Origin of the sequence: Streptomyces sp. NPDC050161, assembly GCF_044460025.1 — a bacterium.
Taxonomy (GTDB): Bacteria; Actinomycetota; Actinomycetes; order Streptomycetales; family Streptomycetaceae; genus Streptomyces.
In genome coordinates, this window is sequence record NZ_JBITJM010000015.1 from 38,219 (window position 1) to 54,838 (window position 16,620).

The 16,620-nt window shown below is 72.6% G+C and carries 15 protein-coding genes; 6 read left to right on the forward strand and 9 right to left on the reverse strand.

What is annotated here, in order from left to right; genetic code table 11:
* Positions 1 to 28 precede the first annotated feature (28 nt).
* The 3 genes from ACIBK8_RS23675 to ACIBK8_RS23685 form a co-directional block, all read right to left on the reverse strand.
* On the reverse strand, positions 29 to 1,318 hold the full coding sequence (locus ACIBK8_RS23675; RefSeq protein WP_399043808.1) for a mannosyltransferase family protein: 1,290 nt from the start codon (positions 1,316 to 1,318) through the stop codon (positions 29 to 31).
* Between the two features lie 62 nt (positions 1,319 to 1,380).
* The gene (locus tag ACIBK8_RS23680) at positions 1,381 to 1,821 is read right to left on the reverse strand and encodes a hypothetical protein (protein ID WP_399043809.1); all 441 of its coding nucleotides are present in this window, start codon (positions 1,819 to 1,821) and stop codon (positions 1,381 to 1,383) included.
* The gene (locus tag ACIBK8_RS23685) at positions 1,814 to 2,311 is read right to left on the reverse strand and encodes a SigE family RNA polymerase sigma factor (RefSeq protein ID WP_399043970.1); all 498 of its coding nucleotides are present in this window, start codon (positions 2,309 to 2,311) and stop codon (positions 1,814 to 1,816) included. Before ACIBK8_RS23685 ends, ACIBK8_RS23680 begins: the two co-directional genes overlap by 8 nt.
* Positions 2,312 to 2,554: 243 nt before the next feature.
* Between ACIBK8_RS23685 and ACIBK8_RS23690 the strand changes: the two genes are divergently transcribed.
* The gene (locus tag ACIBK8_RS23690) at positions 2,555 to 3,559 is read left to right on the forward strand and encodes an aminoglycoside phosphotransferase family protein (RefSeq protein ID WP_399043810.1); all 1,005 of its coding nucleotides are present in this window, start codon (positions 2,555 to 2,557) and stop codon (positions 3,557 to 3,559) included.
* A gap of 120 nt (positions 3,560 to 3,679) precedes the next feature.
* The gene (locus ACIBK8_RS23695; protein WP_393680784.1) at positions 3,680 to 4,135 is read left to right on the forward strand and encodes a cyclic nucleotide-binding domain-containing protein; all 456 of its coding nucleotides are present in this window, start codon (positions 3,680 to 3,682) and stop codon (positions 4,133 to 4,135) included.
* 23 nt (positions 4,136 to 4,158) lie between these two features.
* On the opposite strand, the gene ACIBK8_RS23700 is transcribed toward ACIBK8_RS23695, so the two are convergent.
* Complete coding sequence (locus ACIBK8_RS23700) at positions 4,159 to 5,139, reverse strand: ArsR/SmtB family transcription factor (RefSeq protein WP_399043811.1); 981 nt, start codon at positions 5,137 to 5,139, stop codon at positions 4,159 to 4,161.
* Between the two features lie 151 nt (positions 5,140 to 5,290).
* Between ACIBK8_RS23700 and ACIBK8_RS23705 the strand changes: the two genes are divergently transcribed.
* Positions 5,291 to 6,622, forward strand: coding sequence for an alpha/beta hydrolase (locus tag ACIBK8_RS23705; protein WP_399043813.1), 1,332 nt, complete (start codon positions 5,291 to 5,293; stop codon positions 6,620 to 6,622).
* A gap of 40 nt (positions 6,623 to 6,662) precedes the next feature.
* On the opposite strand, the gene ACIBK8_RS23710 is transcribed toward ACIBK8_RS23705, so the two are convergent.
* Complete coding sequence (locus ACIBK8_RS23710) at positions 6,663 to 7,388, reverse strand: Mut7-C RNAse domain-containing protein (RefSeq protein ID WP_399043815.1); 726 nt, start codon at positions 7,386 to 7,388, stop codon at positions 6,663 to 6,665.
* A 732-nt stretch (positions 7,389 to 8,120) separates the two neighbouring features.
* Between ACIBK8_RS23710 and ACIBK8_RS23715 the strand changes: the two genes are divergently transcribed.
* Positions 8,121 to 9,125, forward strand: a complete 1,005-nt coding sequence (locus ACIBK8_RS23715; protein ID WP_399043816.1) for a LacI family DNA-binding transcriptional regulator — start codon at positions 8,121 to 8,123, stop codon at positions 9,123 to 9,125.
* A gap of 36 nt (positions 9,126 to 9,161) precedes the next feature.
* Here ACIBK8_RS23715 and ACIBK8_RS23720 read toward each other — a convergent pair whose 3' ends face one another.
* The 4 genes from ACIBK8_RS23720 to ACIBK8_RS23735 all read right to left on the reverse strand — a co-directional run bounded on the left by ACIBK8_RS23720 (position 9,162) and on the right by ACIBK8_RS23735 (position 14,767).
* A complete protein-coding gene (locus ACIBK8_RS23720; protein WP_399043817.1) occupies positions 9,162 to 10,622 on the reverse strand; it encodes a hypothetical protein in 1,461 nt (486 codons plus the stop codon).
* A 10-nt stretch (positions 10,623 to 10,632) separates the two neighbouring features.
* On the reverse strand, positions 10,633 to 12,951 hold the full coding sequence (gene hypF, locus ACIBK8_RS23725; protein WP_399043819.1) for a carbamoyltransferase HypF: 2,319 nt from the start codon (positions 12,949 to 12,951) through the stop codon (positions 10,633 to 10,635).
* Complete coding sequence (hypE, locus tag ACIBK8_RS23730) at positions 12,951 to 13,961, reverse strand: hydrogenase expression/formation protein HypE (RefSeq protein WP_399043820.1); 1,011 nt, start codon at positions 13,959 to 13,961, stop codon at positions 12,951 to 12,953. Before hypE ends, hypF begins: the two co-directional genes overlap by 1 nt.
* Positions 13,962 to 14,053: 92 nt before the next feature.
* A complete protein-coding gene (locus tag ACIBK8_RS23735; protein WP_399043821.1) occupies positions 14,054 to 14,767 on the reverse strand; it encodes a hypothetical protein in 714 nt (237 codons plus the stop codon).
* 262 nt (positions 14,768 to 15,029) lie between these two features.
* On the opposite strand from ACIBK8_RS23735, the gene ACIBK8_RS23740 reads away from it, so the two are divergent.
* Together ACIBK8_RS23740 and ACIBK8_RS23745 are read left to right on the forward strand one after the other, a co-directional pair.
* A complete protein-coding gene (locus ACIBK8_RS23740; protein ID WP_399043823.1) occupies positions 15,030 to 15,614 on the forward strand; it encodes a cysteine hydrolase family protein in 585 nt (194 codons plus the stop codon).
* 79 nt (positions 15,615 to 15,693) lie between these two features.
* A complete protein-coding gene (locus tag ACIBK8_RS23745; protein ID WP_399043824.1) occupies positions 15,694 to 16,620 on the forward strand; it encodes an arginase family protein in 927 nt (308 codons plus the stop codon).

The window sequence follows — 16,620 nt, forward strand, 5'->3', positions numbered from 1 at the left end:
GTCCGGCAGGCCATCGGCCAGACCGTCGTCACCCGGCCCAGCGTCCGGTCAGGAAGGTCAGGGCGACGGCGGTCGTCAGGGGTCCTGCCAGGCTCAGGTAGACGGTCTTGATCCGCGGGTTGCGCAGGCTCCAGGCGGCCAGGCCGATCCACAGGGGCCACCACAGGAGGGTGGCGCGGGGGATGGACGTGTACCAGTAGGAGGTACCGAGCGCCCACAGGCTGAGGCCGGTGTAGAGGGCTTCGGGCCACCGGCGGCGCCTGATCAGCAGGCCGGTCAGCAGCAGTCCGGCGACCATGGCCAGGAGTTCGGCCTGGAACATCGCGGCGTACCCGGTGCTCTGGGTGTGGTCGAAGGCCGCCTGCCAGGTGTGCTGCCATGCCTCCCAGGGGGTGTGGAAGTCCCGGAACCAGCCGCGTTCCTGCGCGCTCTTCCAGGCCATCCAGTCGCCGGTGTGCGCCTGGAGGTACCAGCTGTAGAGGAAGGCGGGCAGGGCGGGCAGCGCCAGCCAGGGCAGCGCGCGGAGGTCGCGGTGGCCGCGGAAGGTGAGTACGTACTGCAGGACGAGGGCGGCGGCGAGGAAGCCTCCGCTGATCCGGACGGTGGTGGCCAGGGCGGTCAGGGTGGCCGCCAGGCGCCAGTTGCCGCGCTGGGCGGTGAGCCAGGCGGGCAGGGCGAAGGCGAGGAAGAGGGCTTCGGTGTATCCGGCGGCGAGGAAGATCGCGCAGGGCGAGAGCAGGAAGAACAGCACGGTGCGGCGTCCCGCGCCCGCTTCGGGCAGGTACAGCCGGGCGATCCTGGCCAGCGCCACGACGGCCACCGCACCGGCGGCGAAGGAGATCAGCAGGCCGGCCGCGGCCCAGGACGGGACGACGACGTGGACGGCGCGGAGCAGCATCGGGAAGCCGGGGAAGAACGCCTCCCGGTTGTCCCATCCTGCCTGCCAGGGCCCCGCGTGCCCGGGGAAGTAGCCGTCGCGCGCGATGTGCAGGAAGTGGCCCCAGTCCCACCGTTCGAAGGGCGAGAGGACGGAGGCGGCGGTGCGGGTGGCGCGGTCGCCGGGGAAGAGCCACCTGGCGCAGTAGGCGGTGACGGCCACGCCGATGCGGCTCAGGAGGTAGAGCCACAGCACCTCACGGTCGGCGGGGGTGAGGCGGGCGGCGAGGCGGGACACGAGGTGGCCGGGGGACGCGGTCCTGGTGGGGCGGGGGCCGGTTGCGGTGCTCTCCCCTGGCGATGCCGGGGGGTGTTCCGGTGCGGCGGTCCGTGGCGCGGGCACCGGTGCTTTCTCGCGCAACCGGTGGGATATAGCGGGCATTTCACATTCTCCTGGGCGTACCGGATCGCCCGGCGGCGGGCGGGTCGCGGAACGGTGGGGGGTCAGGTCGGCGGCGCGGTGGTGCGCGCGGGAAGGGTGGGCGGTGTCGTGTCCCGGGAAGCCTCTCCGGTGGCGTACGGGGGGTCGGAAGCGGTGGGTGTCCCGGTGGGGGCTCCTGCCGTGCTCGGGCTCCAGCTCGTGCCCGGGAGCGGGGCACCGGACGGCGGGGCGCTGTCGGTCGGTACGGGTGCCGGGGGCCTGGAGGGAGCGGGAGTGGTGGCGGGCAGGACCGGCGGCGGGTTGCCCGGCAGCAGCGTGGCCGCGGCTGCGCCGCCGCCCGCGAGGACCAGGCAGGCCACGGCCGCGAGCACGGCCAGCCGGTGCCGGCGCGCGCGCCTGCCGCGTTCGCCGATGACCGAGACGGCTGCCGGGCGGGCGTGGGACTGCCCGACGGCGGCGGCGTCCCGGAACAGGGACCTCAGCGGGTCGTGGGACTCAGGCACCGTGCTCCTCCTCCGTACGCGGATCCTGGAGGCGGTGGGAGAGCGCGGTCCGCCCCCGGACCAGATGTGTCTTGACGGTGCTGGCGGAGAGTCCGGTCTCCCCGGCGATCTGCTCGACGGTGAGGTCGCAGACGTAGTGCAGGGTCATCGTGCGGCGCTGCTTGGCCGGCAGTTCGCGCAGCGCGGCGACCAGCGCCACCTGTTCGGGCCCCGGCCCCTCGGTATGGGGCGGGGCGCCACTGCGCTGCCAGGCGTCGGCCGTACGGCGCCGCAGCCGCCAACGGCTCACCGCCAGCCGCCAGGCGACCGTGCGGACCCACGCTTCGGGCCGGCCGTCCCGGTCCAGCTGCCTGCGCCGGCTCCACCCCTTCACGAACGCCTCCTGCACGACGTCCTGCGCCTCGTGCAGGTCGCCGAGCATCACGTACAACTGCCCCGTGAGCCGCGCGACCGCCTGGGCGTAGAACTCTTCGAACTCCTCGACGGTCAACAGCCACTCCCGGATCTCTCGCTTCACTCCTCTTACGCCCGGCACGGGGCATCCGGTCGACACCGGACGCGAGAAACCGGCGTGACGGTCCTCACGGAACCGACTCCGGCCTGCACGCGTCAGGGCACCGGGCCCACCCGCTCCCCGCCCGGATCCATACCGGTCCCGGCGGGGCACCACGTGGCACTCCGGCCCGGGAAAAGCGGCGGACGGCTCCGGGGGCACGGTGGTAGGGATGGCCGCATGCGACATGAGGTTCCCGAGACGGTGGACCGGGGACGGTACCGGGACGCGGTGACGCCGTGGGAGCGGGCCGACTGGCGGGCGGACGCACTCGGCTGGGCACGGCGCGCGCTCGCCGCGCACGGGCTGCGCGAGCGGGGGCCGCGGACGGTGCGGGTGCGGCCGTGGTCCGTGCTGGTGCGGATGTCCGTCGCGGTGGACCGCGCCGTGTGGTTCAAGGCCGGTCCGCCGGCCGGCGCCTTCGAGGCGGGCCTGACCGCCGCACTGGCCCGCTGGGTTCCCGGCCATGTCCTGGAGCCGCTCGCCGTCGACGCCGGGCGCGGCTGGTCGCTGCTCCCCGACGGCGGCACGCTCTTCCGCGAGGTGCTCCGGCGCGACGGATCCGGCCCGCGCGCCTGGGAGGCGCCGCTCGCGCAATACGCCGAGATGCAGCGCACGCTGGTCCCGTACACCGAGGAGATCCGGGCGCTCGGCGTGCCCGATGCCCCGACGGTGGCGCTGCCCGACGACTTCGACCGGCTCGTCGCGGCGAACACCGCACTGGATCCGGCCGGCCGCGCGGCACTGCGTGCGCGGCGGCCCCGGCTCGTCGGCTGGTGCACGGAGCTGGCGGGCGCCGGGATCCCCGACGCGCTCGACCACGCCGATCTGCACGACGGCCAGCTCTTCGCTTCGCGCCCCGGCCGTTTCACCTTCTTCGACTGGGGCGACGCGGCGGTGTCCCACCCCTTCTGCAGCCTGCTGGTTCCTGTCCTCACGGCCCGCGAGCGCTACGGGCCCGAGGCGCTGCCGCGGCTGCGGGACGCGTATCTGGAGCCGTGGACGGGGGCCGGGCTCACGGCGGCGGAGCTGCGGCGGGCGGCGCGGGTGGCGTGCCGGGTCGGCGCGATCGGCCGGGCCCGATCCTGGGGCCGGCTCTTCCCCGGGGCGTCCGGCACGAGCCGTCCCGGCGACGCGGAGAGCGCCCGCTGGCTGCGTGATCTCTTCGCCGCTCCGCTGTTCTGACCGGGCACTCCGCCTCCTCGGGGTGCCCCTCGGGCCCGGCGCGGTTTCAATGGGAGGAGGACGTCCGCACGCCCGCGCGGCCCGGCGTGGGCGATCGCCCCGGGGAGGAGGTCACCGGCCATGACCCTCGCGACCCGCCTGCTGACCGCGTTGCCGCAGGACCACCGTGACCGCCTGATGACGCTGGCCCGCGAGGCCCTGTTCGAGCAGGACACCCGGATCTTCGAGGAGCGGGGCATCGCCGACCGGTTCTGGGTGCTGCGCTCGGGGTCGGTCTCGTTGGACCTGAAGGTGCCTGGCCGCCGTCGCGTCACCGTGGCCACGCTGGGGCCCGGCGATCTGCTCGGCTGGTCCTGGCTGTTCCCGCCGCACGAATGGGACTTCGGCGCCGAGGCGTTCAGCCCGGTCCGCGCCTACGAATTCGACGCGGACGCGGTGCGGGCGCTGTGCGAGGAGGAGCCGGCCCTCGGCTTCGCGCTGGTCCGTCTGATCACCGAAATCCTCGCGCACCGTCTGGAGGCGACCCGCGCCAAGCTGATCGAGCAGTGCGCGGTGCATCACGGCGTGACGCCGTAGCGACCGGCCGGCACACGGGGCGGCTACCGGCCGGTGCCCCGCGCCGTGCCGTCCCTGACCAGCAGGCTGCCGAGCGCGGTGCGCCGGTGCAGCACCGAGCGCCCGGCGCGGACCGTGCTGATCAGGCCGGCGCCGCGCAGGGCGGCGGTGTGGGCCGACGCGGTGGCGTTGCTGACGCGCAGCCGCCGGGCGAGGCCGCCGGTGCTGTGCTCGTCCGCGAGCAGCAGCAGGATGTCGGCGCGGGTCCGCCCGAGCACCCCGGCCAGCGCCTCGTCCGCGCCGCCCGCCCCCGTGAGCGGCAGCGGCAGTCCCGGACCTGCCGGGTACGTGACGACCGGCGGGCTGCCCGGCAGGTCGGAGACGAGGGGGTGGCCCCGCCAGTGGAAGGTGGGCATCAGCACCAGGCCGCGGCCCGCCGGCCTGACGTCGCGGTCGGGCCCGTCGCACTCCCACACGTCGGCGTGCAGCCGGGCACCGGGCAGCAGTGCGGCGACGGCGGCCTCGATGCCGTGCTCGGCGACTGCCAGGGCGTGGCGGGTGAACTCCGCGTGGTGCAGGTCCTGGACCTGCGGCCAGACGGGCCGCACCGCCGTCTCGAAAGCCGCGTGCTGGGCGCGGCGGAGCAGCTGGAAGGCGCCGCGGTCGCCCCGGTGCAGGTCGCGGATCCAGAGCGGCGGCGGGGCCGGGTGCGCGGCGTGGACCCGTTCGATCTCGGCGCGTACCCAGGCCGGGTCGGCGGCCCTGACGGAGTCGAGGCCGTCGCCGAGACGGTCGTCGAAGATGTCGATGAAGGCGGGCGCCTCCTGCCCGGGTACCAGGTCCCGCAGCGGCAGGACGGCGGCCGGCAGGGATCTGAGCAGCCGCCGGCGCCAGCGCCCGAAGAGCAGTTCGTCGTCGCGGCGGACCATCATCGCGAGGGCGACGTTCAACTCCTGCAACGGGGCCGGGCGGGGCGCGAACCTGACCCGCGCGACATCGGCCGCCGTGACGTGGATCCGGATCACTACTCCCCCTGGTGACGCTGCGCCATCGTTTCGGCCAGGCCCTGAATCCTCGCTCGGGCCACCGGTCCGGCACCAGCATGCAGGTCGGGCCCCTGCACCCCCATGAGGGGCCGCCGGAAGCAGCACACCGCTCACGCATCGGAGGAGAACCATGCGGAACACAGCGCGCGACAACAGGGGACGGCAGGGCCGGGAGGCGGCGCCTGAGCGAGGGGCGCGGGGCGGTGGGGTGGGCCGCCGTACGGTCGCCGCGTCGGCGGTCACAGCCGCGGCGTTGCTGGTCACGGGTGGTGCGGACGGTGCGCGGGCGGATGCCGCGGGCCGTCGCGCCCGGCGGGCGGCGGCAGTCGGCGGCCTGATCCTGCGGCTGCCCGCGCCCACCGGTCCGCACCCGGTCGGGTCCGTCGCGCTGCACCTCGTCGACCGCTCCCGGCGCGACCCGTGGGAGGACGGCATCAGCGTCCGCGAGGTGATGGTGACGGTCTGCTACCCGGCCCGTACCGTCCACGGCCGCCCGCGCGCACCGCAGTTGACCGCGGACGCCGCCCCGTGGTTCGCACGGATCGACACCGCTGTGCACCCGGAGCTGCCCAAGAGCGGGGTGGACTGGGCGGCGACGCTGACGCACGCGCACCCGGGCGCGCCCGCGCAGCCGGTGCGGCGGCCGGTCCTGCTGTACAGCCCCGGGGGCGGGGATCCGCGCACGGTCGGCACCGGGGTCGCCGAGGAGCTGGCGAGCCACGGGTACGTGGTGGTCACCGTCGACCATCCCGGGGACGCCAGTGAGGTCGACTTCCCCTCCGGGACGGCGGAGCGGGGCAAGGTCCGCCCGACCGTGTTGCGGGGCGATCCCCGGTCGGATCCGGGGCAGTTCCGCATCCTGGTCGGCACCCGGATCGCGGACCTCCGGTTCGTCATCGACCAGCTCGGACTCCTGGCGGCCGGACGGAATCCGGACGCGGACGGCCGCACACTGCCCGCGGGTCTGGGGCGTGCGCTGGACCTGCGGCGGGTGGGCGGGTACGGGCATTCGGCCGGTGGCACCGCGGTCGCCGAGGCGCTGTACGAGGACCGCAGGATCGGCGCCGCGGTCAACCTGGAGGGCTTCCTCGACCATCCGCCGCAGGCGCCGGGCGAGGAAGGCGAGTTGTTCCCCGTCGCCCGCCACGGAGTGGACCGCCCGTTGCTGCTGCTCGGGTCCGAGGGTTTCGCCGGGCGGGCGGAGCTGGCACGTTCCTGGTCGGCGATGCTCTCCCGGCCGGGAGGCCGCACCGAACGAGGGCTGATCGGCAATGCCGCGCACTGGGTCTTCACCGACTACGCCGCCCTCGCGCCGCAACTCCACGCCGCCGGGCTGATGTCCACGGCCCGGCGGACCGCGCTGGTCGGCGCGCTCCCGCCGCGGGAATCGGTGCCCACGGTCCGGCGGCACGTACGGACGTTCTTCGACCGGCACCTGACCCCGTGCCAGAGCGCTTCGTGACACCGCGGAGATCCGTCAGAAGCGCCCTGAGGTACCGGCCTCAGCTGTCTCCGTACCGCAGCGCTTCCTCGACGATCGCCTCCAGCCGGCTGTGGTGGGCGCCCCGCCAGTAGACGCGTCCGCAGGCCGTGCACCGGGCGAAGACGTCGTATGTGCGCTGGGTGCCGCCCTGGAGCTGCTCTACGACCGTGTCCTTGTCGGCGTCCGCGAGCGGGCCGTTGCAGGCGGTGCAGCGGGTCCAGGGGGCGAGTACGGGCGCGAACCGGCCGATGACGTCCCGGAGTTGCTCCTCGGGGCGGTCGCTGTAGACGTACGCGCCGGCCCACAGCTCCCGCCGCTGGAGCAGCCCGCGGTCCCGGGAGAGCAGGACCCGGCGCTGCCGCGCCGACTGCTTCGCGAGTGCGGCGTCGCCCGGGTCCTCGTTGGTGTAAGCGGCATCCACGCCGAGCAGCCGCAACCGCCGGGCGAGGGTGCCGAGATGGACGTCGAGCAGGAAGCGCAGCGGGGCGCCGGGGACCTGCTGGGGCCTGGCGACGGCCTGCACCGTGACGCTCTCGCCGTCCTGCGGCACGTGCGAGACGGGTACCTCCGTGCCGTCCACGAGCAGCCGTCCGACTTCCGTGAGGGGTACGCCGAGCGACTCGACGACGTGGCCGAGCGTGGACGTTCCGTCGGTCGTCACGAGGGTGCGGTCGGCGCTGCGGCCCGCCGCGAGGAAGAGGTGCAGTGCGGGGGCGAAGCTGAAGGGGATGTCGGGTCCTTTCACGGGCCCAGCATGCCATCGGCCCGGCCGCAGCGGCGCGGAGATTTCCGCTGGTGGGGAGCTGTCGGAGAGGGGGCGGGCGGTTCCCCGCCCCGGGTCACAGCGCGTCGGCCAGCTCTCCGATCCGGTCGGCCAGGCAGGGGTCGGGGTGCGGGACGCGGCCGAATTCGTCGTGATCGGTGCCAGTGAGGCGAGAGCGTCGTGGAGAGTCACGTTTCTGTCCTCCTTCCGGTGGGCGGCGCTGCCGCGTCCGCGGCGGGCGCCGGAGGACGTGCTGTCCTCAACGGGCAGGATTTCGGAAGGAGGTGGGCGAACGTGCAACGCAGCCCGAAAGAAAAATACGGAAAGCGATCATCCTGTTACGCAGATGTGCGACCGGCCGCCGCCCTGGACGGCACGGCGGATAATCGCCGAGCCCGCGCCCGGCCGCCACCCTGGCCAGTGCGAACACCCTCAACTCGACTACAGGCAGGGGCACTTGACTCACCACTCGACGCCTGGACGGCACGGCCCGGCACGCCGGTCGGAATGCGGCGCAGCTCATGGCCTCTCGCCGCATATTGCGCGCGGCCCGCATCCGGCATCACCGTCGGCGCCTCGCGCCAGCGCCCTCCCGTTCGGGGGCCGGTGCCACCAACCGCTTGGTCTCACTTTGCACACTCCCCTCCCACGCCCCGCGATTGTGCGATAGAAGAGATCGTTGAACGCGGCACCACCCACCAAAAAGATCCCGGAATGACTACAGTTGACCCCTTTCGCGCCACCACGGCGACCGACGTCGCACGTGTCGCCGGTGTATCCCAGTCGACGGTCTCCCTCGTTCTGAACGGCAAGTCGGCGGGCCGCATCAGCGAGCGGACCGCCCGCAGGGTCACCGAAACCGCGCGCCGGCTCGGCTACCGCATCAACCAGTCCGCCCGCCACCTGCGTCTCGGCACCAGCGGAACGGTTCTGCTCGTGGTGCCCACGCTGACCAACAGCGCCTTCGCCGCCGTCCACGCGGGCGCGGCCCGGGTGGGCGCGGGACACGGCCTCGGCGTGGTGGTCTTCCCGCTCGGCGCCGAGGACGGCGCCAGCCCGTTCTCCGCCCCGCAGCAGGCACTCGACGGCGTCATCGCCTGCTCGCTGTCCGCCGACAACGTCGGCGACCTCAGCGCGGGTGTGCCGCTCGTCGTCCTGGACGACGCACCGGTGACCGGCACCCCCACCGTCACCATGGACGTCGGCACCGGCATGGCCACGGCGGTGTCCCGGCTGCTGGCGCTCGGCCACCGGCGGATCGCCCACATACGGGCCGACCGGCGCGCGTGGACCTTCCGCAGGCGCGCCGAGGTCTTCGACCGGAGCATGCGGGCCGCCCCGCAGGCCGCGGCGCTGCGGGTGCCCAGTGCGCTGCCGCCCGCCGAGGTGCGCGAGCGGGTGCTCCCGGTGCTCGCCGCGGCGGACCGTCCCACCGCGATGATCTGCGACGACGACAACATGGCGACGGGTGTCTACGCCGCGGCGGCGAGCCTCGGCCTGACCGTCGGCGCCGACCTGTCGGTGATCGGCTTCAACGACACGCCGTCCACCCCGCCGACCACGCCACCCCTGACCAGCGTGCGCCTTCCCCTGGAGGAGCTGGGCGGGCAGGGCATGCGCGCCCTGGTGGAACTGCGCGGCGGCCGGATGCCGGAGGGTGTCTCACTGCCGGTCACGTTCCGGCAGCGGGATTCCATCGGCCCGGCGCCGCGCGGCTGACCGCACCGGGGCGGGCCGCTTCCGGAGGGCCTCCCCTCAGACCCAGCCGTGGATGACGCTCGCGGCCTCGTCGAAGCCGACGCGCTCGGTGAGCTGCCGGTCCTTGGGGATGTACGAGTGGGAGAACAGGTCGTGGACGCCGCTCGCCCCCACCGCCAGGACGTCGTGGAGCGGCGTGCGCAACACCGCGGCCAGGTAGCTCTCGTCGACCCCGCCGCCGCGGATGACGTCGGCGGCGTAGAGCGTGGTGAGTGCGGATCCGGCGCGTGCGAAGAAGACCGGGGTGCCGGCGATCATGCCGCTGATGTCGGCGCCTGCCATCAGGCGGGCCTCGTCCGGGAACCCGTGGTCCTCGAAGAGCGCCGACCAGCCCTGCCGGAGGCGGCTGGTGTAGACGAGCGATCCGGGACCGACCAGGGGCTTGATGCCGGCGAAGAGCAGCAGGCTCACCCACAGCGCGACGGACGGGATGATCTCCTCGCGGGCCAGGGCCTCGCGGACGGCGTCCCGGGTCAGCTCGATGCCCAGGTGCGCGAAGCGGGGGTCGGCGGGGACCAGGGACCTCCCCCGGACGTACAGGCGCAGCAGCCCCGGGCGGTGCGGGTGGGTGCGCCAGAAGAAGTGGGTGCCCTTGCCCGCCGCCTCGTCCCAGGCGACGACGACGCCCCGGAAGGTGTCCAGGACGTGGCCGCGCAGCGTGGGCTCGAACAGCGCGTCGGCCAGGGCGCTCTCGCCCGCCAGCAGCTCGATGAGGGATTCCCGTGCCACGTCCTCGGCGTTGGCGTACAGCAGGTGCGGGACGCCCTCGCGCAGCGGCGGGGCGAAGAGCCGCGGCCAGGTGCCGTGCACGGCGACCGCGAGCTGGTCGCGGTGGGCGCGGGTGCGGGAGTGGTCGAGTCCGTTCAGGAGGTCCTGGTACTCCTGGAGGAAGTCCTGGTCGGCCGGGGTGTGGGCGGACCAGCGCTTGAGGGCGCGCTGCCGTTCCACGAAGTCGAAGGGGCGGGCGGGTACGTGGTACATGACGTCCCGGTGTTCCTTCGCCGCGAAGTACGGGACGTCCCGGCCGCGGAACCGGAAGCCGCCGCGCATGTAGTGGTTGCCGGGGCCGACGTTGCTGCACGAGAGGGTGACGATCGGCGCGCCCTGACGGCCGTCCAGGAGGCGGGAGGCGTTGGCGATGATGTTGGTGCCCAGCAGCAGCGGGTGGTTGAGGAGCTGGTGGTGGTCGACGATGTTCACCGCGCGCAACTGCTGTGCGGTGACGGTGGATCCGGGGCCCCGGGGGCCGAAGGCGCGTGCCAGGACCCGCCGGGTGGCGCGGGCGACCAGTTCCTGGCGCGCGGTGTGCTCCGGGGCGGCCGGGGCGGTGGGGTGCAGGGTGCCTGCGTACTCCCCCAGCGGCCTGCCGTCCTCGAAGTAGGGCGCCATGTCGGGCACGTACTTCCGGATCTGCCCGACGACGGAGTCCAGCAACTCCCGTACCCGTGGTGCGTCCATGACCGCCTCGTCAGCTCGCCGTCTCCTGCGCCGTGGCCAGCGCCGCGGCGACCATCGCCTGTCCCACCGACAGGCCGCCGTCGTTGGTGGGGATCCGCCGGTGGGTGTGCACCCGCAGACCGGCGGTGGTCAGCTCCGCTTCCGTACGCACCAGCAGATGCTGGTTGAGGAACACCCCGCCGCTGAGAGCGACATCGCGCAGCCCGTGGGTGCGCGACAGCCGCAGACAGACCTCGACCACGGCGTGCACCACACTCTCATGGAAGGCCCGGCTCAACTCGGCCGTGGTGGCGCGGTGTTCCAGGATTCCGTCGAGCAGCGCGGCCAGCCACGGCCGGTGGTCGACCACCAGACGCCCCTCGTCCTCGGTCAGCCGCAGCGGCCAGGGTGCGGCCGGGGTGTGGTCCCAGGCGATCTGCGCCTCCAGTTCGACGGCGGCCTGGCCCTCGTAGCCGGACTCCTCGCAGACGCCGAGCAGCGCGGAGTACGCGTCGAAGAGGCGGCCCATGCTGGAGGTCTGCGGGGCGTTGATGCCGCGGGTGGTCATCTTCATCAGGACGCCGACCTCGAAGGGGTCTCGGTGCCGCAGCAGGTCGAGCGGGAGGGAGGCGGCGTCCGGGCCGAAGTGCTGGGTGAGCAGCGCAATCGCCACGCGGGCCGGTTCGCGGACGGCCTTGTCGCCGCCGGGCAGGCGGAAGCGGGCCAGGTGTCCGGCGCGCTCGAAGCCGCGGTAGTCGCCGACGAGGAATTCGCCGCCCCAGATGGTGCCGTCCGTGCCGTAGCCGGTGCCGTCGAAGATCACGCCGATGACCGGGCGGTCGAGGCCGTTGTCGGCCATGCAGGAGGCCATGTGGGCGTGGTGGTGCTGGACGGCGACCGGTTCCATGTCCCGGCAGGCGCGGGCGTAGCGGGTGGAGTGGAAGTCGGGGTGCAGGTCGTGGGCGACGTAGCGCGGGGTCACCCCGAACACGCCGCGGAGATGGTCGATGGTCTCCGCGAAGAACCGCTGGTTGCCGGTGGTCTTGAGGTCGCCGATGTGCTGGCCGACGTAGAGGGAGGTGCCGGAGCCGACGCAGACGGTGTTCTTCAGCTCGCCGCCGACGGCGAGGACCGGCGGGATCTCGAACGGGGCGGGCACCGGGTCGGGGACGTAGCCGCGGGCGCGGCGCAGAAAGGTCACCTTGGGCTCGCCTGCGCTGTGCACGATGCGGGCGATGGAGTCGTCGATCCGCAGGTGGATCGCGCGGTTGTGCACCAGGAAGTGGTCGGCAAGGCCCTGGAGGGTGTCCAGGGCCTCGTCCTCGGTGCGTGCCATCGGCTCGTCGGGGGCGTTGCCGCTGGTGGCGATGAGGACGCCGGACGTGCCGGCCAGCAGGAGGTGCTGGAGCGGGGTGGTCGGCAGCATGAAGCCCAGGGTCGGGGAGCCGGGGGCGATCTGCGGGGACAGGCCGCTGCCGGCTCGGGCGCGGAGCAGGACGATGGGGCGTCCCGGGGATTCCAGCAGCCGGGTCTCGTGGGTGTCGAGGTGTGCGTAGCGGGCGACGGTCTCGCTGTCGGCGGCCAGCAGGGCGAAGGGTTTGGCGCTGCGTTCCTTGCGGGCGCGGAGTGCGGCGACGGCGTCGGCGTGGTGCGGGTCGGCCATCAGCTGGTAGCCGCCGAGCGCCTTGACCGCGAGGATGTGGCCGCCGCGCAGCAGTGCGGCGGCGGCGTCGACGGGGTCGGGCGCGGGGTGTTCGGCGCCGTCGGGCGCGAGCAGCCGCACCCGCGGGCCGCAGTCCCAGCAGGCGTTGGGCTGGGCGTGGAAGCGGCGGTCGGCGGCCGATTCGTACTCCTTGCGGCAGGCGGGGCACATGACGAAGTCGGCCATGGTGGTCTGCGGGCGGTCGTAGGGCACCGCGGTGATGATGCTGTAACGGGGGCCGCAGTTGGTGCAGTTGATGAGCGGGTAGCGGTGGCGGCGGTCGCCGGGGTCGAAGAGTTCGGCGACGCAGTCGGTGCAGACGTAGCTGTCGGGGGTGATCAGGACGCCGGCCCCGCCGTCGGAGCGGCTGCGGCGGATGGCGAAGGTGGTCGTCCAGTCCCGCACCGCTTCCTCGGCGACGACCTCGCAGGTGTCGATGCGGGCGAGTCCGGGCAGCCGCTCGCGCAGGTCGCGGCCGAAGGCGTCGGCTGCGGCGCGCGGGCCCTCGACGCAGAGGGTGACGCCCCGGGCGTCGTTGAGCACCCAGCCGCCCAGCAGGTGCTGGGTGGCCAGGCGGTGGACGAACGGCCGGAAGCCGACGCCCTGGACGAAGCCGGTGACGCGCAGGGTGCGGCGGACCGCATCCATCAGCAGAGCCTCGGCAGCTGGGCGCCGTAGAGCAGTTCCACGGTGGCCTCGCGGCCGTCGGCTCCGGTCATCCGCACCTCTCCCGGCGGTCCTTCGACGACGCTCCCGACGACGGCTGCGGCGGCACAGGTGCCGTGCGCGTGCAGGGCGTTGAGTGCGGCGTCGGTCCGGTCGGGCGCGACGACCAGGCAGAGGTTGCCCTCGTTGGCGAGGTACATGACGTCGACACCCAGCATGTCGGCGGCCATCGCGGTCTCAGGACGCACCGGCAGCGCCTGCTGGGTGAGGCCGATCGCCACGCCTGACGCCTGGGCGAACTCGTTGACGACGGTGCCCAGGCCGCCGCGGGTCACGTCCCTGATGCACCGGACGCCGTCGCCGCAGGCGTCCAGGACGTCGGCGATGACGTGGTTGAGCACCGCGCAGTCGCTGAACACCCGCTGCTCGAAGCCCAGGCCCTCGCGCAGCGAGAGGATGTGGATGCTGTGATCGCCCAGGTAGCCCGTCACGATGACCTGGTCGCCGGTGCGCAGCGCGCGGCTGGAGAGCCCCGTGGCGCGCTCCAGCACGCCGATGCCGGTGGTGTTGAGAAAGATCCCGTCGGCCTCGCCGCGCCGTACGACCTTGGTGTCGCCCGCGACGATCCGTACGCCGGCCGCCTCCGCGGTGTCCCTGACGGAGTGCAGGATCCGCCGGAAGTCCGCCAGCGCGAAGCCTTCCTCCAGGACGACGGCGAGGGTGAGGTAGAGCGGCCTGGCGCCGCTGACGGCGAGGTCGTTGACGGTGCCGGCGACGGCGATCTTTCCGATGTCGCCGTTGCCGAAGAACACCGGATCGACCACGAACGAGTCGGTGGTCATGGCGATCCGGCGGCCGGGCAGTTCCAGCAGCGCGCTGTCCTCCATCTCACCGATGTAGGTATCGCCGAGGATCGAGGCGATGGTGCCCGAGATGAGCTCCTGGCTCATCCCGCCACCGGCTCCGTGGTCCAGGACAACTGTCTTCGTCACGCGCCAGCCTTTCGTGGGGGAACGCGAAGACTCAAGAGAGGGCGGAAGTCCGTGGGTGGCCACGGAAGTCCGCGGGAAGCCGCCGGGACCGGTCAGGCAGCCGTGACACCGGGGCCGCGGAGCGTCTTCTCCAGGAGGGCGTCCCACCACACCCGCATGATCTCGATGGCGTCCATGGCGCCCTTGCGGACCTCGGCCATGTCGATCGGGTCGCCGTCCCCGTCGGCGGCGTCGGGGCCGAGGTCGACGAAGGCGGCGAGGCCGTCCTTGTGGCCCTGTTCGATGCCGTCCTCCAGGTGGATGTCGTGGAAGCGCTTGATCAGGCTGCCGTCGTAGGTGAAGCCGCGGCGGTCGCAGATCTCCTTGCAGATCTCGTAGAAGACCTCGTGCTCGAAGATGGCCGCGGTCTCGGTCGCGTACAGCGAACCGAGGGCGCGCGAGGGGTCGGGGGCGCACAGCGCGTCGACGTCGGCGAGGAAGCGGGTGGTGGGCGCGAACTCCACCCGCTCGTCCATGTCGGTACCGGCTTCCAGCATGCCCTTCTTGTACATCGGGGCGTGGCCGTCCTCCTCGTCGACATTGCGCTGGAGTTCCGTCGAAACCCCTTTGTCGGCCAGCTTCTTGGTGCAGTCGACGGCCTTCTGGAGGAGGGTCTTGTTCGCGAAGGAGAACTGATAGTGCTCCCGCACCAGCCACTCCAGTGACTCCGTGCCGACCTGCGGAAGATCCTTCAGCAGCTGCTCCTTCACCGCATTGGTGAAGGCGTCGTTCCTCTCGTCGATCTGCACGGAAAGGCGCTCGGTCATGGCGTGCCTCTTTTCTCGTACGGTGTCGAAGGGGCGGCTGTCAACGGGGCTTTCCGCCCCGGCAGTCCGGCCACCGCGTGGCAGATTAGTCATACGCATGACGCACCGACAAGAGGAGCGTCAGATGTCAACTCCTGGCCGTATCAAGACTGTCCTGAACCAGCCATTGATCCACCATTGCCGCGCATCATGCGTATGACTACGCTCGTGCCGTCCGAGGCCACGTCTCGGCACACCCCAACTCCCGATCCAGGGACGACGCATGCCTCGATACGCGATTCTGACCAACGATCTCCAGCGCGATCTGGTCGACAAGAACGAGCAGCGCAAGGCCAATGTGGAGCTGATGACACCGGCGTTCCGGGAATTCCTCGCACAGATGCGGGACCAGGGTGTCACGGTGATCCATCTTCAATTGATCTACGACGAGGGCGACAAGAAGATCGAACTCCACGACGGCCGGATTCCGGTGCTGCGCGGCACGCCGGGCGCCGCATTGCTTCCGGAGTTCGTCGAGCCGTCCGACATCGTCATGGAGAAGAAGAAGGACAGCGGCTTCTTCGAGACCGGTCTCCATGATTTTCTCCAGGAACACGACATCGACACCGTGATCATCACGGGCATGCAGGCGCAGGTGTGCATCCAGACAACGGCGGCCGACGCGCATTTCCGCGGCTACAACGTCGTGGTGCCCACCGACGGTGTCGTCTCCACACGCGACGCGGACCGCGACCGCGCGCTGGAATGGCTGGCTTCCTACTGTGCCGTGGTGACGCCCATGGCCGACATCGTGCGCCGCATCAAGGAGAACGAACGCTTCGACTTCACCGTCCAGGCGCTCCCTTAGGGGATATCGCCGCAATCCCTCCCGTTCCCCGATTCCCTCGCATTCCTTCCCACCCCTTCGGTTCACCAGGAGGCCATCGATGGATCTGACAGTGGCGGCGGACGCGGGCCTCTGGAACGGGCTCGCCCTGCCCCCCGACGCGACCGCGTCGCCCGACGCCGTCGTCATCGGGGTGCCCTTCGAAGGCGGCGCGGGCGGGGCGGGCGGCGCCTCGCTGGGGCCCGCCCGCGTCCGGGAGCTGTCCCGCCGCGTCAAGACCACCGACCGGCACGGGCGGGACGCGTCCGGAGTCCGGCTGCGTGACCTGGGCGACGTCCCCACCTGGCGGTTCGACCTGCCCCGGTCCGTCGCCCACATCCGGGAGGTCTACGGCGAGGTGTTCCGCGACACCACCGTGCCGGTCCTGACCTACGGCGGCGACCATTCGGTCACCTACCCCATCGTCTCGGCCGCCGGGGCCGGGCGGCAGCTCGGACTCGTCTGGTTCGACGCGCATCCGGACGTGCTGGACGGCTACCAGGGCTCCACCGTCTCGCACGGCTCCCCGCTGCGCCGGATCATCGAGGACGGCGTGGTCGCCCCGGAGAACGTGCTGCTCGTCGGCACCCGCGCGTACGACGATGGCGAGGCCGGCTACATCGAGAAGAAGGGCATCCGGGAGGTACGGGCCGCGCACTTCGCCGCTGACCCGCAGCGGGCACGGGACGCCTACCGCCGCCACCTGGCCGAGATCGCGGCGCGGGTCGGCCACTTCTACGCGACGCTCGACATCGACGTGCTCGACGCGTCCTGCGTGCCCGGCACCGGCACACCGGTGGCCGGCGGCTTCGGCACCGGTGAACTGCTCGGTCTGCTGGAGGAGTTGCCCGAGCCGGTGATCGGCTACGACATCGTGGAGTTCGCGCCGGCCCACGACGTCGGCGGGATGACGGGACACGCGGTCATGGCCGTCACCACCGCCTACTTCGCACGCCTCGCCGCCGCGAAACACGACGCGCGGGCGTGA